Here is a 24,195-nt window from a genome sequence, read left to right on the forward strand (position 1 = left end):
ATTAACATTACAATGATTCAATACTTCCAGGCATTTCATCCATCTTATATTTCCACTTAAAAATCACAGGCATTTCATTGATTTCATCAAGATACTGACCTATGCGTTCAATCAACTCATTTTTAGATGACACCCTTATTCCTCTTAACATACTTCTGGTCATTTTACTGAATAAACTCTCAATAATGTTCAGCCAGGAAGCATGTTTTGGAGTAAAAACAAACTGAAATCTTTGCGGGACAGTTTCGAGATATTTTTGGGTTTCTTTTGATGTATGCATTCTGAGATTATCAAGAATTACAACAATTTTTAATTTTTCAGGATAGTATGAATCCATTTCTTTCAAAAATTCAATGAATTCACTGCTCCGATGCTTTTCATGTATTTTGTAATGAATTATACCAGTCAATAAATCAATTCCAGCCAGTAATGAAAGGGTCCCAAATCTTTTATACTCGTAATCACGTGATACCGTTGAATATTCCCCTGCCACTGGCATTAAATCTGGATACTTATTACCTATTGCCTGTATTCCTGGTTTTTCATCGCATGAAACAATCGCTATATCGATATCGTTTCCTTCATTCTTCAATTTTTTTAATAATTCAACCTTCTTGTAGGTATGTAAGACAAGGACACTCTTTGATTCGAATTCGGGATCTACACGATGAATATATGAAGAAATTTTATGGGGTTTTATATTACTTGCTCCAAGAATTTTTGAAATTGTTCCGGAAGATATCTTTGACGCTTCGGGAAATCCCATTGCTACACAATTTTTTTGAATATATTTAGCCAGCAATTGATGTGTCCAGAGTTCATGCGGATATCCAAAATCCTTTGGTTTCATGCAAGCAATTGAAATAATCCAGGCACGGGCTTCTGCAGTGATGTCCCGTGGTTTTCCGCTTCTTGGAAGATCATCGATTGCTTCTTTGATCCCATATGCAAGAGCTTTCTTGATGCATCGAATGACTTTTTGACGATTTGTGCCTAATTTCTCTGCAATTTTGGAATCGTTTATCCCTTGATAAGTTAACAGCAAAATTTTTGCTCTTTCTATTTCTCTCATAGGTTTGGTGCGAGAAATGCTTAAAGAAGTAAGATATTCGATTTCCTTTTCGGTCAATTGTAATTTCGAGCGCGTGCTTAAAAATGGCATATTATTATATTAGCGCTCTTTAGTAATAAATGTTGTTATGTTATTTTGGAATTGTTATACTAGATTTCTTCGGAGGATAGCGAACGCATTTTAGATGTGCCTCTATCGGACCTTCCCAGCCTTTTAATTTATCTGGGTCCTCATCAATAAGCTTAAGAAGCTCATCCTCGTCTTTTGCTTCATATTTCTTTAGTTTCATAATATTCACTTAGCTTTATCATTATATATCTCTTTGTATTCAGAAGCAGGTCTTGCACTTAACACTTTAAGCCCGCTTTCTTACGGGATAGCAATAACCATTATCAGTCTTCCGAAAGCCTCCCCAATTACTTGATATCTTAGTTCTTTATTTACATATATCTTTCTTTTATAAATTTTACCTTTAAAAATTTGCTCGATTTCATAATCTTTCACCCTATGTTTAAAAGCATGCTCATGTATCTCTATTTCTAAGTTTTTCCAATTAACCATACCTTTGGCTCGTGGGGCTTAATTACATGCTCTATTTAAATTATTTTTGCAAAAGTGCGCCCTTGCTGATATTTTGAGTTTTACACAATCTATGCCACATTTTTGTACTATTCAATTTCACCCTTCTCAAACACCACAATTCCCGTTCTCAGCCCTTCAGCTTCCTTTTCCGTAAGCCCCCTGCGCATCGCATTAGTGGCAATAATGGCGCTATTGCCTATCGGGTCTTCGATTATAACAGTGATCTCAAAATCCCCCGCCTTTACTTTCTCGATTATACACAGGAGTTCCTGCGCGCGCTCAGTCTTATCCGGCTCGTCCCATCGCGTTACCATCTCAAGTATGTCCTCCACTCTATCGAGAACCCCTTCGACGTTCGAGACAAAGGATTCCGAGGCAGGTCCGGGCTCTATATCCACACCAAGCTCAGGTATCCTTACCGTACCGGAAGTTGAGCGAACGACCCGCGCATCCAGGTCATCTCTGCCGCTTATCTTTAATTCGTAATGCACAGGCTCGTGCTGTGCAAGGATAAGCGTGTCCGAGTACTTGAATCCGCAATCGCACAGGGAAGTGATATGCATCACCTCTCCAAAAAAAGGGATGTCGTCAGGGACCCAGAGCGTTACAAGCTCCTTACAGCACAGCGGACAGGTATTCCTGGTAACTGTCAGAGGGGCAGGGTATTCCGGGTTCACTTTAGCTTTTGCCTGTCGATACGTATGCTGCGCGGGGTCACAATGACCTGGTCTTCTTTTACCAGCGCAATATCACCATGTACATCGGTAACGACCTGTTTCAGGTCTTTGACCGCCCTGTCGAACAGCAGCTTGTCGTGTTTTGCAGGCGATACATCAATAATAACAACGTTTCCTTCATACACCTGTTTCTTCAGTTCAGGCAGTATATCAAGTCCTGTAAGCTCTGCCACGCGTATGAACATACTCGTCGGCTCATCCTTAAAACCTTCCTCGAATTCAGAAAGATCAAGTTCCTGATACTCCTCTACCTCAGATTTTGCCTTCTTCCCGCTTCCAATGAGCTTATCTAAAAATTTAGCCATGAATTCATCACCTGTCCTTTTTAATGTGTATTTCTATTTATAACTATGGTGGCCAATGAATTAATCAAATATAAGCGTCGGATGCATGCTGAAGCAAAGAAAAGTATAGTGTGGTTATTTATTGCTAAGGTTTCAATCCCTTATGGGTTTTCCAATGCGCTGCGATTCGATGAGAGTATCGGACTACCTGAATATCGAAGTGTTTCAATCCCTTATGGGTTTTCCAATGCGCTGCGATGGCATAGTAAAAATGCTTCTTTTGCCGTATAATCCTTTCCAAATCCTCAGAATTATGTGGTCATTTCAGAGACCTTATGCATACCCGTTATTTATATACGTTCAAGAAGAATGACCAGAAATCGATGGTTTATATAACATTTGATTTTTTCACTTGCGTTTGTTCGCCAAGTTCGGATATGTTATTAATGCATCTTTCGCATAAAGAATAAATCCGGATCTTATCATTGCTCTCAATAATGCTCTTCAACCTGTCTTCCAGTTCAATCCTCTCAATGCTATCAATCTCAAGCTCAAAAACACTGTACTGTTTCCAAGCGCCAAATTCCTGAAGTGTCCTGAAAACATGCCTTCGGATGCCGTCATCGCTAATATCGTAGGTGATTACAAGTCTCATTTAGGATACTCCAGTGGATAATACTCTTTCAGTTCGCCAGTAATGGCTTTTCGCAAAAGTATAGCCTGCATCCTGATGGCTTTTCTGCGATTGACAGTATATTCGAACTTGGGATGGTTGAACTCTTCCTTCATATACTCATCGTACTTTTCAAGATATTTCTTGAAAGCATCCTTTATCAGCCGATTATCCACCCCAAAATCATCATGTGTAATCTCACCGCGGTTCACAAGCCTGAGCACGAATGCATCAGCGAATATAGCCCTGAACTCCTCTATCAGATCAAGCGCCAGTGCCGGTCTCCCGTGTCTATCAGCATGCATTATACCGAGGAACGGGTCAAGGTTGTACTGGCGCAGTCCGCTCTGCACTTCGTTCTTTATCATCGTGTATGTCAGGGACATAAGCGCATTGATATGGTCTTGCGGCGGGCGCCTGGTGCGTTTTTCGAAAGTCCAGTCACCTACAAGGCACTCGTTGAGCAGGCTGAAATAGATATCTGAAGCCATCCCTTCAAAACCCATCAGATCATCGATGTTTTTGATATTCTTATCTTCGAGTACCCGCACCTCAATATCCAGCAGCTTGTCCGTGGATTTCACGCCTTTTCTTGAAAGGAGTATTCTTGAATTGTGTATCTTTGCCCGGATTATCCTTTTGGCGATGACAAGTTTTTCAGCATCGGTCTGAGCATACTGGCGCCGCCTTATCTCAGCGATAGTGTTCATCTCAGGCACAAAACTGCCGCGGTAGGCGCCGTTCTCTGTGAAATAATTGAGAACGATGCCGTGTTCATTTGCGCTTGCGACAAACGGCGTGGTGAAATTTACACCTCCGAAGACGTTGATGGTGTCCACTTTGCCAATCGGGAAAGAAGCAAGCTCCCCCTCGCCTTTCTTCGTTACCCTGATTCTCCCGCCGTCGATGCCAATGACGCTTCCCTGCGTGGTCACGAATATCACGCTGTCGTCGAATATGCCTTCGCTTTCTTTCATTTCATACACTCTCCAGTAATTTTGATTCAACAGGCAGGCAGTACTGCGATGTACTGCATTTTGTGCATTTTTTCGGATTGTCGGTGAAATCGGGAATGGAATCAAGCGACATGTTCCTTATTTTTTCCACCGTCTCGATCACCTTTTCACGGTGCCATCCTGTTATTGTGATGGCGTAGCGTTCGTTTGTGCCGAAAAGGTAGATGTAGCCCAGGCGCACGGGTTCTTCGAGATAATCTTCAAGGAGCATGCAGTAGGCGGCGAGCTGGATCTCGTCGTTGTCGAAATAGGAATCGCCATGTTTTCGCTCGATTGGGATCATGTCAGCCTTCCCCTCTATAATGTCGATCTTGCCATGCATGTGCATTTTTTCAGACTTAAGGTATATTTCGCGATACCAACCGCCTCTCCTGCTCTGGTTCTTATGTTTTGAGCGCCCGTCCGCGAGGTAGTAGTTCAATCCCTGCGTCTGGTAGAACATAAGGTAGTAGAGGCGGCGCGGGCAGTAGAGGTACTGATTGAGGTCGGAGACATTGACGAGGTAGAGGTCGTTATCAGTTATCATCCATAGCATCCTCTGATAGTGATATGACCTTTCTATTCCAGAGAATTATCTCATCTGGCAGTATTATGTGGTCAGGCTCGATTGAATAGTACAATGACCGAATACAAGCAAGGAGAAATCCTTGCTGTTTTTCAGGGAAAACATCAACTGCTTTTTTGGCGATAGTCTCTATTTTTTCATTAAATTGCTCTCTACGCTTTTGATAATCCATTAAATCTGGAAAATAGGGAAGTTTTATTGCACTTATGAATGGACCGGTTTCTTCACTTTCGACCTCTCTAATAATGAATCCCTCAGTTGTTCTTTCCACAACCGCAGAAACTCGATTCAAAACTGAAAGAAGATCATACATCGTTTGACGTATTTCGTGCCCCCGTGTGTAAATAACTGGATGTCTCAGGGATCTGCCGCGCAAACTTTTGCATGCATCTTTAATGTCATCAATGAGCAATTTTAATCTTTTCAAGTTCGGATTACTTAATCCACCGTTGTTGTATTTGTTCAGCAAAATAAAAAAATTAAGCCATAACTTATAGCTATATCCGGTATCGACTGCAAAATATGCTCTGAGGTCATCTTTTCGGTGTACATATTTCTCAATTGCGATTGCCTGTCTAAATGTGAATAATGTCCTTACACTTTTTGTTTGAATATTAAATTCACCTGTGATATACGACATCTTCTCTAAAAATGTATGATATGCCACAATTTCATCTGTAAATATTGGATTTGCTTCTTTTTTTGTATAAATGTAACAATTGGCAGGTTCATGTCGAGCAGCACGACCAAAACGCTGGACAAATGAATCGATACTGAAGCCATCTTCCATGAACAGCATTTTTATTGGGTAATCAAGTCCTACCTCACTTTTATTGGTTGAGACCAGAATAGGTTTTGTGAAATCCGGTATATCCCCAATCTGATTTGTATCATAACCGTTATCTTTCTCAGCATACTTGTATATTTCAGGATATTCCTTGAATAAACGAGTAAAAAACAAATTGCTATCCTTCACAGTATCAAAAATGAATAGAATTTGTGGACTTCCTGGTTTTAGTTCTCCAATTACTTTATGAAGCACATCCGCAATATCTTTAATATTCTCAAGGATTTTTCCCTGGTGAAATTCCACTTTCGTTTGATATCGAATAATTTCGCCTTCTTCCATAGAGCAAGGTGTGGCAAAGATATTCTCTATTATAGGAGCATGTCTCTCCTTTCCGATTCTGACAAGATTGAGAAGTTCGATTATTTCTTTTTTTGGAGTCGCGCTACTCAAAATCACTTTACAAGCACTCATATTTTGAAATAACGCAATCTGTGTAAGGATTCCGCTTAACTCAAATTCCCTATATGCATGAAATTCATCATAGATAACATACTCAAAAAGATGAAATGATTGCTCCAAATTCTCTTCAGGATTGACATACATACCCCCAATTATCGCTTGAAAAATATCTGGATTGGTTAATATAATATCATATCTCTTTATCAATCCATATAGTTCTTGGGCGCGCTCGTATCCTTTTTTGAGAGAATTTTTGATGAAATATATATCGGATTGAAACCCTTTTTTTTAAACCGTTCCATCTGGCTCTGAATTAGCGCATTGGTTGGATAGACGAGAAGTACCTTATTCCCTTCATGCAACAGATATTCAAAACAGAGTGTTTTTCCAGCACCTGTCGGAGCTATCAATTGAATAACATCTGCTTTATTATATTTCACGCAATCGATGAATTCTTTCTGGAAAAGACGCAATTTTCCCGAAGGAGTAAAATTATGTGTATCCTCCATCACTGGAAGATGAACCTCCCCGACGATCACCATGAGTTATCACCTTAATACCATTGGTATGAGATTCTCATTGACAAATTTGAAATCCACATCGAGAAAATGCTGTTTTCTGAAATCACTGCCTCGTGAAAACTTTCCTGATATTTTAATTATATCATGAAGATTTTTCTCACTTATCCCATAAACTTCTTTCAGCATATACATATTCAGGTGAACCTTTTCAGCAAGTTTTGTTTTTTTCAATCTCAATTCCCCACTTCTTCGTATCCCTAAATTTAACAAAATATCATCCGGCAGTGATTCTTTTGACCAGACTGTAAATTCAAATATACTCCCAGGAGCAAGTCCGATATACCGTCTTACTTTACTTATGCCTACTGGAGAATCCATACATCGAGGTTCAGATTTTTCGAATCTGCCCATATCTCCTTTTGGCTGAGATGTAACAGTAACTGTCAAACTTCGCTCGGATAGATATTCCGTGCTTTTGAAAGTCTCTTCTTTAAAACTGACATCGATTGGCTTCCCATCACTTATGAATAAACCGATATCGTTAAGTTCCTTATAATTATGGTTGGCAGCTTCTTCATCAATGAGCCTGTAATGTTTTTTTAATAATCCTAGGGAATAGGCAAATGAATATGTGAGTGCTGTGCTTCCTAATATTCGATCAGCGTTAATCAGAACCCCTTCTGAACTCGAATAAAAAAGGGGAGAATAGAGAGTTGCATTGTATGTTGTTATCTCCACATTTATCACCAATAATGTTCTTATTTCTTCAGAGGGTTGCTGTTATTAGGAACTTGTGTTGTTTTATCATCTGGTTTTTTATTAACAATTTCAAGTCCTTGTGCGCGCAAAATTTCAAGCACATTCTTGAGAACCAAGGATTGCTCTTTTTTTAAGCGACTTCCTACCTCAATTGAATCTAAAATCCATTGAGGAAACTCACTGCCTTCATCCAATTTAAAATCTTTAGCATGATATATTTTCCAATCAGCGCGTTTATGTTCCTCGATATAGGCTGAAATCGCTGCTTGAATAGCTGACCTTGATAATTCATTTTTTACATCTTTAATATGATCACAAATGAGTTCACCACAACTGAGACTGCTATCACTCTCGGAGGTAATCAAGCCAATAATTTCGTTTTTCATGTTTCTGCCAGTACGGGTTTCTCGCGCTCCATATCGTCCCGTGTTAAGGATGTTGTGGATCAGATACAGAAACATCTCTCTTGTACCAGCTTCAAGCGTAATGAAATGAACAAAATGTGTTCCAGGCTGCACTTTTACAGGATTGAACAGAGCTTCAGATTGACCCCCAGCTTCATCTCGCATCGTTCCACTTTCAAAGAGAGCATTATGTGTTTCCTTATTCATCAGGTCGTAAGGTTCTAAACTGTATGTATATCCCTCGATCACTCGGCTTTTTTGAGAAAAGGTGGCGCCTGAAACTGTGCCTGCAAGACCATATGTTAATAAATCGGCTGTCTGGGATTTCGGTAGGCTTGGAATTGGTTCATTGTATGTATATTCTGCTGAGATTATATTTTCTTTTTCATCAAGCTCGCGGCAGAGGTTCAATCCAGTTAATCTCTCCTTACTTACAAACTTCTCTCCATTCACCTGCGCGTGGATAGTGCTATTGAATTCCTGTGTTTCAGCGCGTTCAGAATCCGTGCTTCTAAAGAGAATAGGATCAGTAACAGTTCTTAAAACTACTAACGTTACTGTTGGTCTTGCTCTTCTATATATTTCATACTTTTCAGCAAATCCATCATCTGGTATGCTTTTCTTAAGTTCATTCCAATCCATTATTGATCACCTCATGTCTTAATAGCTAAAATATATTCAAATTCATACAAATCAGTCAATGGATTTCCCCATTGCGATATCTTCTTCACATTCCATAGTCCGTGCTTTTTAAGATATGCTACAATGCTCTGAATGTAGTCAAGACAATCTGCGGGAATATCTTTTCCTTTTTTAGGAGAATATTGCTCCCTTTCAACATCTTTCATGACTTCTGCTGCTGCAAATCGTATGGCTTCTTCTTCGGAATATTTCTGTGCCATAGATGACATCAGTGAATCAAGTGCTGTTCTGAATATTTTAACTCGTTTATAGGAACTGTTACCAAAGTGTTTTCCAAAAAGGATTTCCCCTTTTTTGGCTATTTCTTTCATTTCCAAATTCTCATCTCCTGACAATTTTTTCAAATAATCTCCATTTCTATTTACCCAGTTTGCGAAGTTTTCAACATTACTTTTCACAAAAGGAACTACATTTATTGGAATAAATTTTTGAACACGATGTAGTCCTTTCAATCCATCAAGTTGATTGATTAATTCTAATTGTTCTGTTTTTAATCCTGCATCCCTAAAATTACTGATCTGGTCAATCCCAATATTCTTTTCAAGTGTTGTTGGTTTTTCATTGTAAAAAACTTGATCATATGTTCTCATCAGAGTGTATGGACTGGTTGAAACGCATTTACATCCGCAATTAAGACAAGCTTTTATGGCAGTATGAATCGCCCTTGCCCGCCTTGTGCTTATACTTGAATTATCTTTTTTTGAACGAATAGCCATCGGCTCGATGTGGAATGGCGTATTGAAATCTCCAAGTGTAAAGTCTAAGCCAAGTTTTTCTGTTTTTGTTCCTTGTACATCAAAATCAACTTTGCTCATTTGTTCGTGGAATGGATCCACATTAATAAAAATCGAATCAAAATAGAAATAGAAAAAAATCAAAATGTCGATTTCTTTAAATTGTCTAACTTTTATAATATCATTTATTAATTGAAATTCTATCTGACAGGCTTCACAATAACGCTTATATTGGTCTATAAGTGAAGTACGTTTGGTAAAGCCACGTGTTTGTAAGAAGTGTTTTCCTGGTTTATATTCCATTTCAGCGATTGCACCACACATAAAGCAAACCTGTTTTTTACCATTTGGAAAAGTTTCAGCCACAATCCCTTTTGATGTTTCTTCATTATATGTGCAGATTAATTGGATTATCGAATCTAATAAAGACGATTCTGCTTCTAATTTAGATAAGATGGCATTTTTTACAGAATCATGCAATAATTTGAGAGGTTCAATGTAATTATTGTTATTTTGCACAAGTTCGTGAACAGTATATGGCTTGCATTTTTGCCCACCAACATCCTCTTTATCTGAAAAATTCTGGCGAATTTGTCCAATTTTATGCAATATCTCTTTTAAATTATCATCATTACAGAATTTTTCTAAATCTGGAAACTTTGTCCAATCAGAGCCTTTTTTATCACTATAAATAAAATACGTGATACATGCGAGAGATTCTTGAATTACTTTATCTTGTGGATATATTGTTTTTCCAAGAGCTGTTAATAGACCGGATTCTGTTTTCTTACGTACAGCTTCAACGTAAACTTCGAAACGTTCATTTTTATTGAGAGGAACCGAAAGAAGAGGTGCTAAATCAAATTTTCTATCCGTAAAATCGGGTTTAGCATGCATTTTTTCAATAAGTTCTGTAGTGATCAACAATTTTAATTTTGAGGGATCAATATTAATTCTATTTTTGATAAATATAGTATGCCTTGAGGAGATATTAATAGTGGAATACCACCGGACGTTACCAAAAACTTCTTTGCGTTTCGATATACAATTTGAGATAAAAGTTGCTGAGGCATTTCAGGTAACAAAAGAAGATGAACATCATGACCTTCATTTTTTAATCTTTTGTAAATCTCTTGCAAAGGATACTCTGATTTGCTTAAACTCGAAACTTTATCTCCCAATTTTATATAAGGCATGAGTCTGGCATATTTAGGTCTTGAGAACCTTGTTTCGTACTGCGCTTCATCAGATTCTTGTGCATGCTGGACAAGAAATGCAATCTCTTCAAGTTCATCCTCCCATTCAGGAAAATAAGTTTTGAGATTGAATGGGTCTGTTACAAAATAATCCTTTATCAATGCAACGTGATTTCCTGAAAAATCAGCATTTCTGGTTTCATTATAATATTTATTGGCATCATGGAGCGTCAGCGCCGTACAGAGTAATTTAATTTCATGTGGTTTTGGAAGCGCCTGTCCGGTCGAATAACGGTCATGGATATAAAGAATTGAACCTGTAAAAACTGCTGTAATAGTGTGTGCTGGGAAACTCAGCGCCCGCTGAAATTTTGCGTCTAATCGAGCGGAATTTTTGAATAGCGGCGCAACAACTGTTGAGACATAATCTGTGAGATATAATTTAATAGTTGTATATGCATCATCCTTTTCACTGATTATCTTTTCCAGATTCTCTTCTGAGAACTTTTCTAATGGATCTTCTATATTATTCATCTCTCCGCCTCCTCCACCCTCACTTCCACCCACCCGCACCCCCGGCTCACCCCGCTCCCCAGCCCGCTGTATTCCGCGAACTGCGCAAGGATGAGCGCCGCATTCCTGACAGATACAGGCGCATCCTTTGTGAACCAGTATGTGCAGCTTCCTGTAAAGCCCTGTTTGAAGATGGGGCGCGGATGCCCTTTGTTCCCGTCAAATACTGTGTTCACCATCACGGAATGAGTTCTATATGCCTTTGCATCTGGTTTTTCCACAAGATATCTCTCAATATCATCATCTGAGAGCGCAAGCCTCATCTCTTCAGGGCACACGCTATTCCACTTCGACTGGAGAGACCTGAAAACAGCCAGCCTGTGGGGGAACATCTCAGTTACCTCGCTGTTCCTGTACTGGATGCAGGTTGGACTTAAGAAGTCAAAAATGAGTTTCGGGCGGATACATCTTGATGCAGACTCAAGTATCTCTTCGAAGGTCTTTGTTGTGCTTGAAAAATCTTCGATCATGAGTTCTCCGCTTTCAAGGTCAAGATTTCGTCTGTCAAAGATGAGGGGCTTCACCATCGCCTGAAATATCTTTGTCTCAGCAGGGTCTGTCACGCCAATATGGAACATGTACCTCTCACCCGGCGCCACCCTCTTGAAGTTGGGGCGGTCGCTTCTGAAGAACCTGCCCTTCAGCCCGCTTAAATGGATTGAACTCCTGTATGAATCATGCACAAGGCTGCTTGCTTCATCATCTGCCTCTTTCATACACGAAAGGAGAGATGAGTACAGCCTGTACCCTTCACTTGTGGGAATATCGAATTCTGATAGGGGTCTTGTGGTGACCTTGATTTGCTGCACCATGCAGATTACCTATGAGACGCTTATATATAAAGTTTCCTAAATATTGAAATAGTTTCATAATTGTGCATATTTGATATTTTGATTGCACAAATTTGAAATATAAAACTTAATATGCAATAAATGCATACTTTAATTCGATGAAGACATATATTTCAACTATCGGATTCGATGTTTCCCAGATCATCTCTCTGATAGTCAAATACGGTATCGAGAAAGGTGACCGCTTCGTGCTCATACGACCTGAAGAAGAGAATGACAAAAGAGCTGAAAATACGCTGAATGAGATTCAGAAATTCACAAATCAGATACATCATGAGATAAAAATCGAGGTATTCCGTGTTCCTCATAATGATTTTGAAGGGTGTGTGATAAAACTGATGGAACTCATTAGTTCCTCAGAGGGTGAGGTCATAGCCAACATGTCAGGCGGTCCGCGCGAGGTTCTTGTTCCCTTTGTAGTTGCCTGCCTTGTGGATTCTCATAAAATAAAGAAGACGGTCTCCTTCAGCGATATAGACAGAATGGCTCGCGAGATATCGCTTCCCCGGATAACCTGCTTATTGGATGAAAAGACAAAGCGCATATTATCAGATATAGCAAAACATCAGCCCACAACCATCACCGGGATAGCAAAAAGGACAAAACTCTCGGAAAGCACGATCTCTCGATTCATAACAAGACTGGCAGATATGAATGCTGTTCTGATCGGTCAGAAAGGCAGGATAAAAAAGATTACTGTATCATTTACAGGTAATGTTTTATTGAGGAGCAGCTAATGCAATGGATTCTTGATGTGCATTTCAGGTATATATAAAACTTTTTTAAGTCATATGAGAGTAGTTTACTCATTTCTGTTCCAGATTCCACAACTCATCCCCGACGTAATGTATGGATTTGATAGCCTTGCCTTTTTTTCCTGGCATCTCATTGCCCGCCATAAGCGCCCTTCCGATCGCCAGAGCCTTGCCGTGTGCCTTCTCCACCACTATTACGAGATCACCCTCTTTTATCGAGGGATCGGCTTCCACTACCCCTGGACCCATCACATCAGCGCCGTTTATGATGAATTTCACGGCGCCGGAGTCAACTACAACCCTCCGGCGTATCGGGTTAAGTTTGAGTGCGCCCTTTACCGTGGGAAATACCTTTCCTTCGACTTTAAACAGCATCGGCTCACCTTCCACGAAGATGAAATCCCACTCATCCGTCGCAACATGTTCAAGCTTTTTATTTATAAAAGCCGATGCGTCCCCGAAAGCTTCTACAATATCGTTTATAAGGGCCTTCTCATCGGTCTTTCTTAATACATTCCGTGATTTTATTTTCATTGCCACCAATAGTTTTAAGTATTCTACTGACAACTTTGGTGCACTATTGTGTTAATGGTTTAATAACTTTATCAGGAGCGTTTTATGGGAAACAGACCCCTCGACATTCTAAACAATGCGTTAAACAAATCAGTGTTGGTACGGCTAAAAGGAGCCAGGGAATTCAGAGGAGAATTACAGGGATACGATATGCATATGAACCTTGTACTGGCAAATGCCGAGGAAATAAAAGAAAGTGAATCAAAGAAACTTGGAACAGTTGTGGTGCGCGGGGATAATATTGTATTCATTTCCCCTTAACAAGAGGTGATAATAAATGTCAAAAGGTACGCCTTCAATGGGTAAACACCAGCATAAAACACACGTTAAATGCAGGAGATGCGGACACGTATCATTCAATACCCATACAAAGATGTGTGCATCATGCGGGTTCGGTAAGACCGCACGCATGAGATCCTATAAATGGCAAGAAAAATGCGGATATTAAGGTGAGAACTGTTGCATGAAGAATGCGGTGTGGTCGGAGTCTCATTTAAAGATGAGGCACCCGCCGCGCTGTCTATCTATTATGCGCTTTATGCTCTTCAGCACAGGGGACAGGAATCCGCAGGCATAACGGTCCACGATGGAGCCCAGGTCAGGACTTTAAAAGGCATGGGACTGGTGCCCGAGATCTTTAATCGGCAGGATATCCAGAGGTTAAAAGGGCATGTGGGCATCGGGCATGTCCGATATTCGACAACAGGCAGCTCAAAGATCGAGAATTGCCAGCCGCTCCTTGTCAGCTTCAAAAGCGGTAATATAGCGATAGCCCATAACGGCAATCTTGTCAATTCAAAGGAACTGAGAACCGAGCTTGAAAAAGAAGGCAGGATATTCCTTTCCGATTCGGACACCGAGGTCATAGCCCATCTCCTGGTCAAAAAACTGATGAACTATGAACTGGAGGATGCTGTCCAGGAGTTGATGAAACTCCTCATCGGTTCTTATTCGCTCGTCATCCTGATAGATAACAGTCTTATTGTCGTTCGGGACCCCCTGGGCATCAAGCCCCTGTGTCTTGGACAGATAGATAATGGTTATGTTGTGACTTCAGAAAGCGCTGCCATCGATATTTTGAACGGACAGCTTATCCGTGATATAGCTCCGGGCGAGATGCTCATATTCAGCAACGGCAGCTATGAGAGCAAGCATCTTGTAAAATCCAGGAACCATGCCCACTGCGTGTTCGAATACATATATTTTGCCCGGCCTGATTCGGTCATAGACGGCGAGCTTGTTTATAATGTGAGGATGCGCATTGGCAAAACGCTTTTTGAGGAGCATCCGGCTAAAGCGGATATAGTTTCTCCTGTTCCCGACTCCGGGATAACATATGCAATAGGTTTCTCAAAAGAGTCAGCTATAGACTATATGGAAGGGCTGATGAAAAACCGCTACATAGGCAGGACGTTTATTATGCCGGGGCAGGACATGAGAGAGACCGCTGTACGTCTAAAGCTCAACACCATAAGACCGAACATCGAAGGCAAAAGTGTGGTGCTGGTGGATGACAGCATCGTGCGCGGGACGACTTCGAGACGTATAATTGACCTGATGCGCAAGTCCGGGGCAAGGGAAATCCACGTGCGGATCGCAAGCCCGCCCATCATCTCACCCTGCTACCTGGGTATTGATATGGCTACAAGGGAAGAGCTCGTAGCGGCACATAAAGCTGTAAAAGGCGTTGAGGCTGTGATAAACGCTGACTCGCTTGGATATATAAGCCTTGAGGGGCTGGTGAAGTCTATCGGGATTCCGCTTGATGACCTGTGCGTCGGATGCCTGACCGGTGAGTATCCGGTTGAAATCCCGGGCGAGAGGTGTACAAGGAGACAGTTGAAGCTGTCGGAGTTTTGAGATTTTTTATTAATACTATTGCAAAAATCAATATAATAGTGTCGTATAGTAATATTAAACAATTTGAAAATCTAATAAGAAAATCAGACAAGTTTATGCAATCATTTTCTGTAATGCCTAATATACAAAACTTAATACGCGATGCGAAATATTTAGAGCGGCAGGCAACAAAAATCAAGATATCCGTTGTTTACCAATCCTGAAAGACCCGTCTGGATGCCTTCCCGCGAGTACACCGAGCAGGACGCTGACGACGCCTTACAGAAAAGCAATAGCTATCTTAAAAGCTATTAAAATGTTTCATAAAGTTAATAGAAAACTAAAAATGAGGGAACTTATATTAAAAGACTGAGGCATAAGTATGGGCATAATAAAAAGACTGGGGATAAATTTCTCCTGGTTAAAAAAAATATTCAAAAAAAAGACTGCGAGAATTGGAATATACGGTCCTCCCAATGCGGGTAAGACCACACTGGCGAACAGGATCCTCCGTGACTGGACCGGCGACGCGATGGGTTCGGTATCCCATATACCCCATGAAACCCGGAGAGCGCGAAGGCGCGAGGATGTGACAATCCAATCCAATGGCTCTTCTGTGATGCTGGACATTATCGATACCCCGGGGCTTGCTACAAAGATAGATTTCCACGATTTCATGCAGTTCGGTCTATCCGAGGATGAATCGAAGAGACGCGCGAAAGAAGCCACAGAAGGTGTGATCGAGGCTGTGAAATGGCTGGATGAACTTGACGGCGTGATACTCGTTATGGACGCTACCGAAGACCCCTATACGCAGGTGAACGTAACGGTTATAGGTAATATGGAGGCGCGGAAGCTTCCGCTTTTGATAGCAGCTAATAAGATAGACCTGCCCAACTCCTCGCCTGCAAGGATACACAGTGCCTTCCCACAGCATCCCCTCGTACCAATATCTGCCCTTGAAGGACAGAACATAGATTTGCTGTATAAAGAAATCGCAGAACACTTCGGGTGATAATCATGAAAGGACCTGTAATAAAAGGAATTCAGTTGGACTTAATATCGGAAGATATGCTTGAGAGCATGACCTCAATGGAAAAGGTGCGTTTGATCCTTGACGAGGTAAGGAACGGGAAAATCCTTATACTTGAAAAAGGTCTTACCCCGAGCGAGCAGACAAAACTGATAGAGCTTACCATGACGGAGATAGCGCAGGATGATTTCGCGGGAATAGAGATAGAGAGTTATCCTGTAAAACAGAGCGATACTTTCTTTAACAAACTGCTCGGGAAATCCTCGCTCAAGACCAGGCTTACCGTTATCGGTCCTGCCGCGCAGCTAAAGACCATAAAAAAGGACAGGGACCTGATAAGTGCCCTTGTTTCACCGTAATTATGCCTCATAAATGCACAAAATGTGAAAATATATTCAGGGATGGCGCAGCTATCATATTGAACGGTTGCCCCAAATGCGGCTGGAACAAATTCCTCTATGTCAGGGATGAGAATACACCCCTGCCGGAAAAAACACAAATGCCTGCCGGTTCGATCCCGCCGGCTGCCTCTAAATTCATCAAGGAGGTCGATGAACTCCTGGGAAATAAACCTGTCCCGCCCCAGCCTGTTCCAAAAGAGCTGAAGGTTGAGACAAAGCCGGAGGAAGTGGGCGAGAGGGTGGAATCCGTAAGGATATTGTCCCCGGGCTCATATGAGCTGAACCTTGATTCGATCATGAAGCGGGACGAGATTGTAATGGCACTGAAGGAAGACGGCACCTATATCGTCCATTTGCCATCCATTTTCCAGAAAAAGAAACATCACGAGCGATAGTAGAAAGGAGGCGTTGAATTGATCAGGGAATATTCTTTAGCCCGGGGAGAATCGGTTGTATATATATACACCGTATCTATCGTCTCACCAAACTTTCGCGATTCATGGAAGTAATAATCCTTATCCAGCCATGAGATATTTTTTACTCTCAGGATAGCTTTATCCTGATCCATCTTAACTATCTCATAATCAAAATTCGAGAACATAAATTTTATTTTTGGCTCAAGGCTCTTGCTTCCAAGAAGGAGAATATACATTTTTGGCAGATTGTCCATATTGTAATTCACTGTGAACGTCGCATCAGTTTTATCAAACTTGATAGTGAGCGAGGATATATGCAGTGTTTGTCTCTCCTGTTTCCCATCTGAAAGGATCGCTGTAAGTAATAGCACTGTGAAAAGTACCAGTATTAAACCTTTCATATGTAGGACAATATACATTCTGTAAATATATCTTTTTGCTATACTTCCGGCTGTTAGTAAGCAAAGCAATGGTACGAAAACAAATAAATGCCTTTAGGACATTATCATATTGAGGAGTCGGCAGCAATTCATAAAATATAAATAATTAAATAAAACATTTTATAAACATGATAATACCGAAAATAGTGTTCTTAACCAAAGGGGTGGGCGTCCACAGAGATAAACTTGCCTCATTTGAGCTTGCGCTGCGGGATGCCGGTATAGAGAAATGCAACCTTGTGTCGGTATCAAGTATCCTGCCGCCGCAGTGCAAGATAATACCAAAGGATGAAGGATTAAAGCTCCTGAGCCCGGGCGGGATAACCTTCTGTGTATATGCAAGAAATGAAACGAACGAGCCGAACCGCCTGATCTCCGCTGCTATCGGGGTCGCTATACCCAAAGACACAGGTATTTACGGGTACTTATCCGAGCATCATTCGTTCGGTGAAGTTGGAAAAAAGGCTGGTGAATATGCAGAAGACCTTGCCGCGACCATGCTTGCAACGACCCTGGGCGTCGAATTCGATATAAATAAAGCCTGGGATGAGAGAAAACAGATATACAAAGCAAGCGGTCATATATTCAAGACGACGCACATCATCCAGTCTGCAGAAGGCAATAAAGACGGACTGTGGACGACAGTTTTTGCTGCTGCCGTCTTTGTCGAATATGCCTAATTCCGATTCCCCTGCCGGGGCTATGATTTTTTAGTAATGTTCATATCTATCTATGAACTACCGCTCTTAGCCGACTTTGCGGTGTTTAATCTTATCAATCCATTGAATATCTCATTTTTCAAAAAATCGAATTATAGACAATATAAAACTAAAATAAGTTTTTATAAACAAAAAATAAATTCAAAAACAGTCACTGGATTTATACAGGTGAAGCTATTCAAGCAATATCATTGCCCAGTACGTTTGTAATAAGGCAATAAAAAGGAGGAAAATAAAATATGAAAATAGGAGAAATAAACAAATGAGTAGAAACACAGTACTTGAATTATTTTTGATAATATCAGTAGCTCTGTTCTGGATGCCAGGGGCTTTGGCATCTCCGCAATATCTGGACGCTTACAATTCAACCTTTAGCACAAATACTAGCTGCGGCGTCTGCCATGTTGATCCTGCAAGTGGAGGACCACGCAATTCTTATGGGATGCAATTTGAGAACCAAACCAACCATGTCACAAATCCAGGTGCGGCATTAACATCAATAGGACCAGCCTACGTTATAACACCAGGGGCAACAACCGCTACTTCGATGGTAACAGTAACATCGACTGAGACTTCAACTGCTAACTCGACAGAGCCAATAACATCGACTGCGACCCCAATTGCCACAGAGCCCCCTTTAATTGCAACTCCTGAACCCATGGAAACTCAGATTCCTGTTGAAACTCCAATAATTACAACCCCGGTACCTACACCAGCTCCATCAACTCCAGGGTTCGGACTCGGTGTTTTCATAACCGGGTTACTGGCATGCTACTTCATATTGAAGCGGCGTAACAACAACTGAGGCAGGAAACCTGCCCTCTTTTTATTTTTGCGTGTACACCTATCAATATCTTCGCCATTCCGTTAGTAGGAATTATATGAATTCTGATATAGACCATATCGTAAGCCTGAAAAATTTAAAACTGATACGAACCCACACAACCGGAGTTCGTTGTGAGTTCGTATCAGTTCGTTGTTAATGGCTTAAATGCTGATAAATAACACATTGCTGATTTCTAACCTGAACCACCATTAACCTTATATATTGCGATTCTCTAATTTATTATTAGATACAGTAGTGTATCTTTAATGAGTCGAAGTGGAGGAAAATTATGGTATATTTACTTGCAATTGGTAAAGTTAAAGATTATTCTAAGTGGAAACCTATGTTCGATGAGTTCGCTAATAGCCGCAAAGAGTATGGTTCTAAAGGGGGACGCCTTTTCCGTATTGCTGATAAACCGAATGAGCTTGCAATTCTATATGAATGGGAAAGCATTGAAAAAGCGAGAAAATTCGCCCAGTCCGAGGATTTAAAAAAGTATTTTGAGCGGGCGGGTGTTATTGGTAAGCCTGAGTTCTACTACTTAGAAGAAGTTGAACAGTTATCCGCATAATTAACGGACACTGAACACACCGTGACGGACTATTAGTTACGTATAGATTAAAAGCCATCCATTATTTGCTTAGTTTACTCTTCAATAATAGTTTATTTTTGAATTATCAAAAGACTGCTATAGACGTTGAAAATAATGTTCAACTAATTACTATAGGACACTACCGATTTTTTTCGCAACTGCAGAAATCATATGCCGCGTATAGCTTTTACCGTTAAATCTCTTTTCTTTGCGGGATTCGGAAATCATGCATGAAAAGCCATTTAAAAGTTCTTCAAGTTCGGTTATATTGAAATAATGGTAAATAATGCCGTTTTTCCTTGAGAACGTATTGGGTTCGACCTCGCGCCCGCCGTATCTCATGTCCCCGTTCCCCATGACCTCTATGAACAGCAGACCGTCTTTTTTCAGGAGCCGTCTGAATTCGCTTATTGCAGATTTCCGCTCATTTAATAAGAGATGCTGGAGGACGCCGTAGCACCAGATAACATCAAAAGATTCATCGGAGAAGGGCATCTGGTAAACATTAGATGCCAGAAGCCCGATATCCAGGTCCAGGCTTGCACTTCTTTCACCTGTCATCTTCAGAGCGTTAAGCGACACATCGGCAGCAATTATATCAAAACCGCGCATACGTAAAGGCAGAGCGTACTTCCCGCCTCCGCATCCGGCATCCAGCAGGCGCCCTTTTTTCAAGTGAGGCGGGAGGAGATCGAGGGAATAGTATCCTCCTTTCCAACTTTTCGCCTCATTGTTCCATGCTTTGATGTGACCTGTCATATGAGATTTACTCATTTCGACTGGAACTATTATAATGTATGGGGACAATTATTATTTGATGCCTACAGCACTGACGATCGCAGGAGTGGACTCAGGCGGAGGCGCAGGCATAACAGCTGATATAAAGACTTTTGCTGCGCTGGGGGTCCACGGGACTTGTGTAATAACCGCATGTACAGCCCAGAATACGAGAGAAGTCAAGGATATTTTTGATATTCCTGCCGAGTTTGTTGAGAGACAGTTCGATGTCGTGATGAGCGATATCAGGGTAGATTGCGCCAAGACCGGGATGCTCTCATCGCCCGAAATTGTCAGAACGGTTGCAAGGCTGATACGAAAACAAAACATTCCTCTTGTCGTTGATCCGGTGATGGCGGCGGGGTCAGGAGGAAAACTCCTGCAGGATGAGGCTGTTGACGTTATGATAGATGAACTCCTGCCTCTTGCAACGATACTGACACCAAATATTTTCGAGGCGGAACGGTTGTCGGGCGTTAAAGTTCGCGATATGAACGACGCAAAGATAGCTGCTGCGAAGATCAGTGATCTCGGGGCAAAAGCAGTTATTGTAACAGGCGGGCATCTTGACGGAACAGATGTGTTTTATTCTAATGGGGAGTTCACGTATATCCTGGGGGAATTGATAGCTGGCGGCACGCATGGGACCGGATGCACTCATTCTGCGGCAATAACAGCGGAGCTTGCTAAAGGAACTCCTCTTGTTGAAGCAGCAAAGAGAGCCAAGAAATTCGTTGAGAATGCGATACTTACGAGCGTAAAGATAGGCAGAGGAGCCGCACCTGTGAACCAGCTCGGGCATACGCTTGCAGAAGCACGGAGGTACGGAGTCTTAAAGACCGTGGAGGAAGCCGTAGAGCTGATCGAAAGTAACATGGACTTCTCTGAACTCATCCCCGAGGTGGGATGCAATGTTGCCATGGGAATACCTAATGCCGCTCTTATTTCTGATGTTGCCGCCGTTTCAGGAAGGATCGTAAAATTAAAAGGTACGCCTCATGCGGTGGGTTGCGTCGAGTTCGGCGCAAGCAGCCATGTCGCAAGAGTAGTGCTCACGGCGATGCAGACCGATAGTTCCGTGAGAGCTGCGATGAATATACGATATTCCGAGGAGGCGCTTGTAGCCTGCAAGGAAATAGGGCTTAAAGTGGCATCATTTATACGGGACGAAGAGCCGCAGGGGGTTTCTACGATGGAATGGGGCGTGGGTGATGCGATACAGAGATCCGGAAGGGTCCCTGATGTTATCTTTGACACAGGCGACATCGGAAAAGAGGCTATGATACGGCTTCTTGGGACGGATGCCGTCGAGGTCGTGAAACAGGCGTTTGCAATATTGAGCGCAATGATGAGATGAACTCGCTGATTTTATGATGAGGATCTTGAGTACTGAGCGCTTATACAGTACTTCCTAAAACTCCCAACATCTACAGCCACATCCAATGGAATTTCCTGCTAAACTCAAAAGATACTCTCCGCCATATTCTCCCTATGGAACTTTTAAGTCGCCACTCAACGAATTTTACATATAGATATGGCACTATCAAAAAGAATGCCAACACTATGATTAACTTCACCCATATCATCGCAGGCGGCTCCGGGAAAAACTCCGGATACAGGTTCCTGACTAACTCTATATTGGGTGACATTAAAAGAGTATTTGTTTTTGAACTTAAGTAGTTTTGCATCCCCTGGTTAACAGCCAAAAGCATCCAGCAACATCTTAACAGAACCTGTACGATGCATGTATATAGCGTTCACTAAATTAGGGAGCGGCTCTCTTTCTGACCAGGAACACAATCAGCAGGACGATCGCCGCGTATTCGAATCCCGGTGATTCCGGTGTTCCGGCGGGAACCGGAGCCGTCGTGGCTGTGGTCCCGGCTGTTCTTGCCGGCGTATGTTCTTTGGAAGAAGCATATGCGTACACGATCCCATTATGGGTTGCAGCATACAGCATATTTCCGGAGATGGCTGGGGATGTTACATAATCGCCGTCCTTTCCTCCGGTTGAGTTGCTCCAGAGGAGTTGTCCTGTATTTGCATCAATGCCATATATCACATTGTTCGCTGACCCGAAATAAACGACACCATTTGAAATGGCAGCCGACGAGGTAACAAAGCCTGAGGTAGGGAACTTCCATTTCAGTTTCCCTGTTGCGGAGTCGATAGCATAAAAATTAGAGTCCTTTGAACCGACGTATACTGTGCCGTCCTTTACAGAAGGTGACGGCTCGATATTATTTCCTGTAGAATACTTCCATTTCAGAATGCCTTTATCCGATGTCAGGGCATAGATCACCCCATTGTTCGAACCGATAAAGACAATTCCATTTTCAATCGCTGGCGAGGATTTGATCTCCGTTCCGGTATCGTAACGCCATTTCTCTTTCCCGTTCACTGCATCAAAAGCGATGAGAACACCATTCCTATTACCAACATAAACGGTTCCTCCTGAAACAGCAGGAGAAGAATCAATGCTGCTGGCTGTGGCTTTCGACCACGAAGTTTCTCCGGTCAGGATATTGATCGCATAAAAGTTAGCATCTTTGGAACCCACATAAGCCAGGTTATCAACTACAGCCGGAGAAGACAGATACCCGTCTAAAGATTGTGTGTATGTCCATCTTACGCTGCCGTTTTTTGCATTGATGGCGTAGAACCGTTTATCATTCGGTCCAACGTACAATACTCCATCTACGACCGCAGGAACTGCTCTGACAAAACCGTTGGTCTGGTATTTCCATATCTCTTTTCCGGATACGGCATCAATCGCATGTATCCCATAGCTTGAACCAATATATAAAATGCCGTTCACAACAACCGGAGATGAATCAGTACTATATCCGATATTTGAAGACCATTTCAGGGTGAGCGGAGGATTGACCGTATCTATGGTAAATCCCGAATGTGATGCATCTTTCTTAAACATGTTCCAGTCCGAAGCAAGCGCCGGTGTAACCAGCATGACCATTAACAGTAGATAGATAACCGCTCTCATTTATGTCCTCCTGAACTTTACATAGCATTTTGATTTATAAAGTTAACTGTATATGTTGTGTCCGTTTATTTAGAGCCGTCAAGGATTGTTAGAAGGGACTAATAATTACTATCAGTAATAAAACTTTTCACAGTTTTACATTCAAAGCTTTGTTATGCCTTATTTTCCTCAAAATTGATCCGGTAACTTATAATTAAAAAGATATTTATACTTAGCAAGTTATGTCTATATTTAACTGAGCCGCCATAAGGCAAGCGGCATTTCCACAGAGGTCGAAGTATGGAAGCAAGGGTATCCGGAAAAATGAAAAAATCCGCAATAGAAGTAGTTGTTGCGATACTTGTTTTAACTGCAACCGTATCAATGAGCGGGTGCATCCAGGATAAGCCGGCTACCGCAGCGCCGGATGACCAAAAACTGGTAACCTCGGCACCGACTGGAAATATCCCGGTAACAACGATAGAGAAAGTCTCCAATGAACTGGATATACTCAACTCGAAGGGATGGAACAGACTTGCAGTTCAGTTAAACCGACCCAGGACAACCACTTTGTTATGGTATCACTTGAAAAAGACCATTGGATTCGAACCGAAGATAGTTTTCGGAAATCCAAATAAACTCAATACCTCTATCGCAATCCCGGTCAAACAGGGAGGAAACAGCACACTTCCGAAAATCAGAATTAAAGGTGTCGATTATTACATTATTGACCCGATGACGCCATCTATTATAAACGAATTCAATTACGGTTACATGTACGACGACCCGGGAAGCGTCGCCCCGGGATTCTTTAATGATTTCAGGCTCAACACCGGTGATATCGGCATTGTTGAGCAGTGGATGAAGGAAACAGGTGTAAATGTCTATGACACTGATTTTCCGATCAAATAACACATGATATA

Annotated in this window: 31 protein-coding genes; 13 read left to right on the forward strand and 18 right to left on the reverse strand. The window is 41.7% G+C overall.

The window, feature by feature from the left end; genetic code table 11:
- Nucleotides 1–7 precede the first annotated feature (7 nt).
- The 14 genes from MNV_RS15895 to cas6 all read right to left on the reverse strand — a co-directional run bounded on the left by MNV_RS15895 (nt 8) and on the right by cas6 (nt 11,879).
- Nucleotides 8–1,162, reverse strand: a complete 1,155-nt coding sequence (locus MNV_RS15895; protein ID WP_096206927.1) for an IS630 family transposase — start codon at nt 1,160–1,162, stop codon at nt 8–10.
- A gap of 40 nt (nt 1,163–1,202) precedes the next feature.
- Entirely contained in the window at nt 1,203–1,361 is a 159-nt protein-coding gene (locus MNV_RS19875) for a hypothetical protein (RefSeq protein WP_179294030.1), read from the reverse strand.
- 379 nt (nt 1,362–1,740) lie between these two features.
- A complete protein-coding gene (locus tag MNV_RS15905; protein ID WP_096206929.1) occupies nt 1,741–2,331 on the reverse strand; it encodes a ZPR1 zinc finger domain-containing protein in 591 nt (196 codons plus the stop codon).
- Nucleotides 2,328–2,696 (reverse strand): cell division protein SepF, encoded by a 369-nt coding sequence (locus tag MNV_RS15910; RefSeq protein ID WP_096206930.1) that lies wholly within the window; start codon nt 2,694–2,696, stop codon nt 2,328–2,330. Before MNV_RS15910 ends, MNV_RS15905 begins: the two co-directional genes overlap by 4 nt.
- Before the next feature lie 367 nt (nt 2,697–3,063).
- The gene (gene cas2, locus MNV_RS15915; protein WP_096206931.1) at nt 3,064–3,330 is read right to left on the reverse strand and encodes a CRISPR-associated endonuclease Cas2; all 267 of its coding nucleotides are present in this window, start codon (nt 3,328–3,330) and stop codon (nt 3,064–3,066) included.
- The gene (cas1d, locus tag MNV_RS15920) at nt 3,327–4,325 is read right to left on the reverse strand and encodes a type I-D CRISPR-associated endonuclease Cas1d (protein WP_096206932.1); all 999 of its coding nucleotides are present in this window, start codon (nt 4,323–4,325) and stop codon (nt 3,327–3,329) included. Before cas1d ends, cas2 begins: the two co-directional genes overlap by 4 nt.
- Before the next feature lies 1 nt (nt 4,326).
- Nucleotides 4,327–4,899, reverse strand: coding sequence for a CRISPR-associated protein Cas4 (cas4, locus tag MNV_RS15925; protein WP_257000089.1), 573 nt, complete (start codon nt 4,897–4,899; stop codon nt 4,327–4,329).
- Nucleotides 4,880–6,385: a type I-D CRISPR-associated helicase Cas3' gene (cas3, locus tag MNV_RS15930; protein WP_179294031.1), complete on the reverse strand. Its 1,506-nt coding sequence runs from the start codon at nt 6,383–6,385 to the stop codon at nt 4,880–4,882. The genes cas4 and cas3 overlap by 20 nt, the downstream gene beginning before the upstream one ends.
- The gene (locus MNV_RS15935) at nt 6,382–6,720 is read right to left on the reverse strand and encodes a DEAD/DEAH box helicase (RefSeq protein ID WP_096206935.1); all 339 of its coding nucleotides are present in this window, start codon (nt 6,718–6,720) and stop codon (nt 6,382–6,384) included. Before MNV_RS15935 ends, cas3 begins: the two co-directional genes overlap by 4 nt.
- A gap of 6 nt (nt 6,721–6,726) precedes the next feature.
- A complete protein-coding gene (locus MNV_RS15940; protein WP_143311849.1) occupies nt 6,727–7,437 on the reverse strand; it encodes a hypothetical protein in 711 nt (236 codons plus the stop codon).
- A 20-nt stretch (nt 7,438–7,457) separates the two neighbouring features.
- Nucleotides 7,458–8,504 (reverse strand): type I-D CRISPR-associated protein Cas7/Csc2, encoded by a 1,047-nt coding sequence (cas7d, locus tag MNV_RS15945; RefSeq protein WP_096206937.1) that lies wholly within the window; start codon nt 8,502–8,504, stop codon nt 7,458–7,460.
- An 11-nt stretch (nt 8,505–8,515) separates the two neighbouring features.
- Nucleotides 8,516–10,222 carry a hypothetical protein gene (locus MNV_RS15950; RefSeq protein WP_143311851.1) on the reverse strand — a complete coding sequence of 569 codons (1,707 nt, stop codon included), beginning with the start codon at nt 10,220–10,222 and terminating at the stop codon, nt 8,516–8,518.
- Nucleotides 10,223–10,227: 5 nt separating this feature from the next.
- The gene (locus MNV_RS15955; RefSeq protein WP_143311853.1) at nt 10,228–11,061 is read right to left on the reverse strand and encodes a hypothetical protein; all 834 of its coding nucleotides are present in this window, start codon (nt 11,059–11,061) and stop codon (nt 10,228–10,230) included.
- Nucleotides 11,025–11,879, reverse strand: a complete 855-nt coding sequence (gene cas6 / locus MNV_RS15960; RefSeq protein ID WP_096206940.1) for a CRISPR system precrRNA processing endoribonuclease RAMP protein Cas6 — start codon at nt 11,877–11,879, stop codon at nt 11,025–11,027. Before cas6 ends, MNV_RS15955 begins: the two co-directional genes overlap by 37 nt.
- A 137-nt stretch (nt 11,880–12,016) precedes the next feature.
- Between cas6 and csa3 the strand changes: the two genes are divergently transcribed.
- Nucleotides 12,017–12,655 carry a CRISPR-associated CARF protein Csa3 gene (gene csa3, locus MNV_RS15965; protein ID WP_096206941.1) on the forward strand — a complete coding sequence of 213 codons (639 nt, stop codon included), beginning with the start codon at nt 12,017–12,019 and terminating at the stop codon, nt 12,653–12,655.
- A 69-nt stretch (nt 12,656–12,724) separates the two neighbouring features.
- Here csa3 and MNV_RS15970 read toward each other — a convergent pair whose 3' ends face one another.
- Complete coding sequence (locus tag MNV_RS15970; protein ID WP_096206942.1) at nt 12,725–13,207, reverse strand: RNA-binding protein; 483 nt, start codon at nt 13,205–13,207, stop codon at nt 12,725–12,727.
- An 84-nt stretch (nt 13,208–13,291) separates the two neighbouring features.
- On the opposite strand from MNV_RS15970, the gene MNV_RS15975 reads away from it, so the two are divergent.
- The 6 genes from MNV_RS15975 (at nt 13,292) to MNV_RS16005 (ending at nt 16,914) form a co-directional block, all read left to right on the forward strand.
- On the forward strand, nt 13,292–13,507 hold the full coding sequence (locus tag MNV_RS15975; RefSeq protein WP_096206943.1) for an LSm family protein: 216 nt from the start codon (nt 13,292–13,294) through the stop codon (nt 13,505–13,507).
- A 16-nt stretch (nt 13,508–13,523) separates the two neighbouring features.
- Nucleotides 13,524–13,694 carry a 50S ribosomal protein L37e gene (locus MNV_RS15980; RefSeq protein WP_096206944.1) on the forward strand — a complete coding sequence of 57 codons (171 nt, stop codon included), beginning with the start codon at nt 13,524–13,526 and terminating at the stop codon, nt 13,692–13,694.
- An 11-nt stretch (nt 13,695–13,705) separates the two neighbouring features.
- Entirely contained in the window at nt 13,706–15,106 is a 1,401-nt protein-coding gene (gene purF, locus MNV_RS15985) for an amidophosphoribosyltransferase (RefSeq protein WP_096206945.1), read from the forward strand.
- Between the two features lie 361 nt (nt 15,107–15,467).
- On the forward strand, nt 15,468–16,100 hold the full coding sequence (locus tag MNV_RS15995) for an Era-like GTP-binding protein (RefSeq protein WP_096206947.1): 633 nt from the start codon (nt 15,468–15,470) through the stop codon (nt 16,098–16,100).
- A 5-nt stretch (nt 16,101–16,105) separates the two neighbouring features.
- Entirely contained in the window at nt 16,106–16,477 is a 372-nt protein-coding gene (locus tag MNV_RS16000; protein ID WP_257000090.1) for a DUF2073 domain-containing protein, read from the forward strand.
- Between the two features lie 2 nt (nt 16,478–16,479).
- The gene (locus MNV_RS16005) at nt 16,480–16,914 is read left to right on the forward strand and encodes a Zn-ribbon domain-containing protein (protein WP_096206948.1); all 435 of its coding nucleotides are present in this window, start codon (nt 16,480–16,482) and stop codon (nt 16,912–16,914) included.
- Here MNV_RS16005 and MNV_RS16010 read toward each other — a convergent pair.
- Nucleotides 16,902–17,336, reverse strand: a complete 435-nt coding sequence (locus tag MNV_RS16010; protein WP_096206949.1) for a hypothetical protein — start codon at nt 17,334–17,336, stop codon at nt 16,902–16,904. The two genes, MNV_RS16005 and MNV_RS16010, sit on opposite strands and share 13 nt — an antisense overlap.
- 170 nt (nt 17,337–17,506) lie before the next feature.
- On the opposite strand from MNV_RS16010, the gene MNV_RS16015 reads away from it, so the two are divergent.
- The 3 genes from MNV_RS16015 (at nt 17,507) to MNV_RS16020 (ending at nt 19,494) form a co-directional block, all read left to right on the forward strand.
- Nucleotides 17,507–18,055, forward strand: a complete 549-nt coding sequence (locus tag MNV_RS16015; RefSeq protein ID WP_179294037.1) for a pyruvoyl-dependent arginine decarboxylase — start codon at nt 17,507–17,509, stop codon at nt 18,053–18,055.
- 301 nt (nt 18,056–18,356) lie between these two features.
- A complete protein-coding gene (locus MNV_RS19110; RefSeq protein ID WP_143311855.1) occupies nt 18,357–18,899 on the forward strand; it encodes a hypothetical protein in 543 nt (180 codons plus the stop codon).
- A gap of 310 nt (nt 18,900–19,209) precedes the next feature.
- Nucleotides 19,210–19,494, forward strand: a complete 285-nt coding sequence (locus tag MNV_RS16020; RefSeq protein WP_096206951.1) for a cyclase — start codon at nt 19,210–19,212, stop codon at nt 19,492–19,494.
- Nucleotides 19,495–19,644: 150 nt separating this feature from the next.
- Here MNV_RS16020 and MNV_RS16025 read toward each other — a convergent pair whose 3' ends face one another.
- Nucleotides 19,645–20,274 carry a class I SAM-dependent methyltransferase gene (locus MNV_RS16025; protein ID WP_179294032.1) on the reverse strand — a complete coding sequence of 210 codons (630 nt, stop codon included), beginning with the start codon at nt 20,272–20,274 and terminating at the stop codon, nt 19,645–19,647.
- A gap of 58 nt (nt 20,275–20,332) precedes the next feature.
- Here MNV_RS16025 and thiD point away from each other — a divergent pair, with 58 nt between their 5' ends.
- Nucleotides 20,333–21,649 carry a bifunctional hydroxymethylpyrimidine kinase/phosphomethylpyrimidine kinase gene (thiD, locus tag MNV_RS16030; protein ID WP_257000091.1) on the forward strand — a complete coding sequence of 439 codons (1,317 nt, stop codon included), beginning with the start codon at nt 20,333–20,335 and terminating at the stop codon, nt 21,647–21,649.
- A 134-nt stretch (nt 21,650–21,783) separates the two neighbouring features.
- On the forward strand, nt 21,784–21,972 hold the full coding sequence (locus MNV_RS19115) for a hypothetical protein (protein ID WP_143311857.1): 189 nt from the start codon (nt 21,784–21,786) through the stop codon (nt 21,970–21,972).
- An 85-nt stretch (nt 21,973–22,057) separates the two neighbouring features.
- Here the strand turns inward: MNV_RS19115 and MNV_RS16040 are convergent, their stop codons facing one another.
- The gene (locus MNV_RS16040) at nt 22,058–23,293 is read right to left on the reverse strand and encodes an outer membrane protein assembly factor BamB family protein (RefSeq protein WP_096206955.1); all 1,236 of its coding nucleotides are present in this window, start codon (nt 23,291–23,293) and stop codon (nt 22,058–22,060) included.
- A 279-nt stretch (nt 23,294–23,572) separates the two neighbouring features.
- Between MNV_RS16040 and MNV_RS16045 the strand changes: the two genes are divergently transcribed.
- Nucleotides 23,573–24,184: a hypothetical protein gene (locus MNV_RS16045; RefSeq protein WP_096206956.1), complete on the forward strand. Its 612-nt coding sequence runs from the start codon at nt 23,573–23,575 to the stop codon at nt 24,182–24,184.
- The last annotated feature ends 11 nt before the right edge of the window (nt 24,185–24,195 follow it).

Origin of the sequence: Candidatus Methanoperedens nitratireducens (assembly GCF_900196725.1) — an archaeon.
GTDB lineage: Archaea > Halobacteriota > Methanosarcinia > Methanosarcinales > Methanoperedenaceae > Methanoperedens > Methanoperedens nitroreducens_A.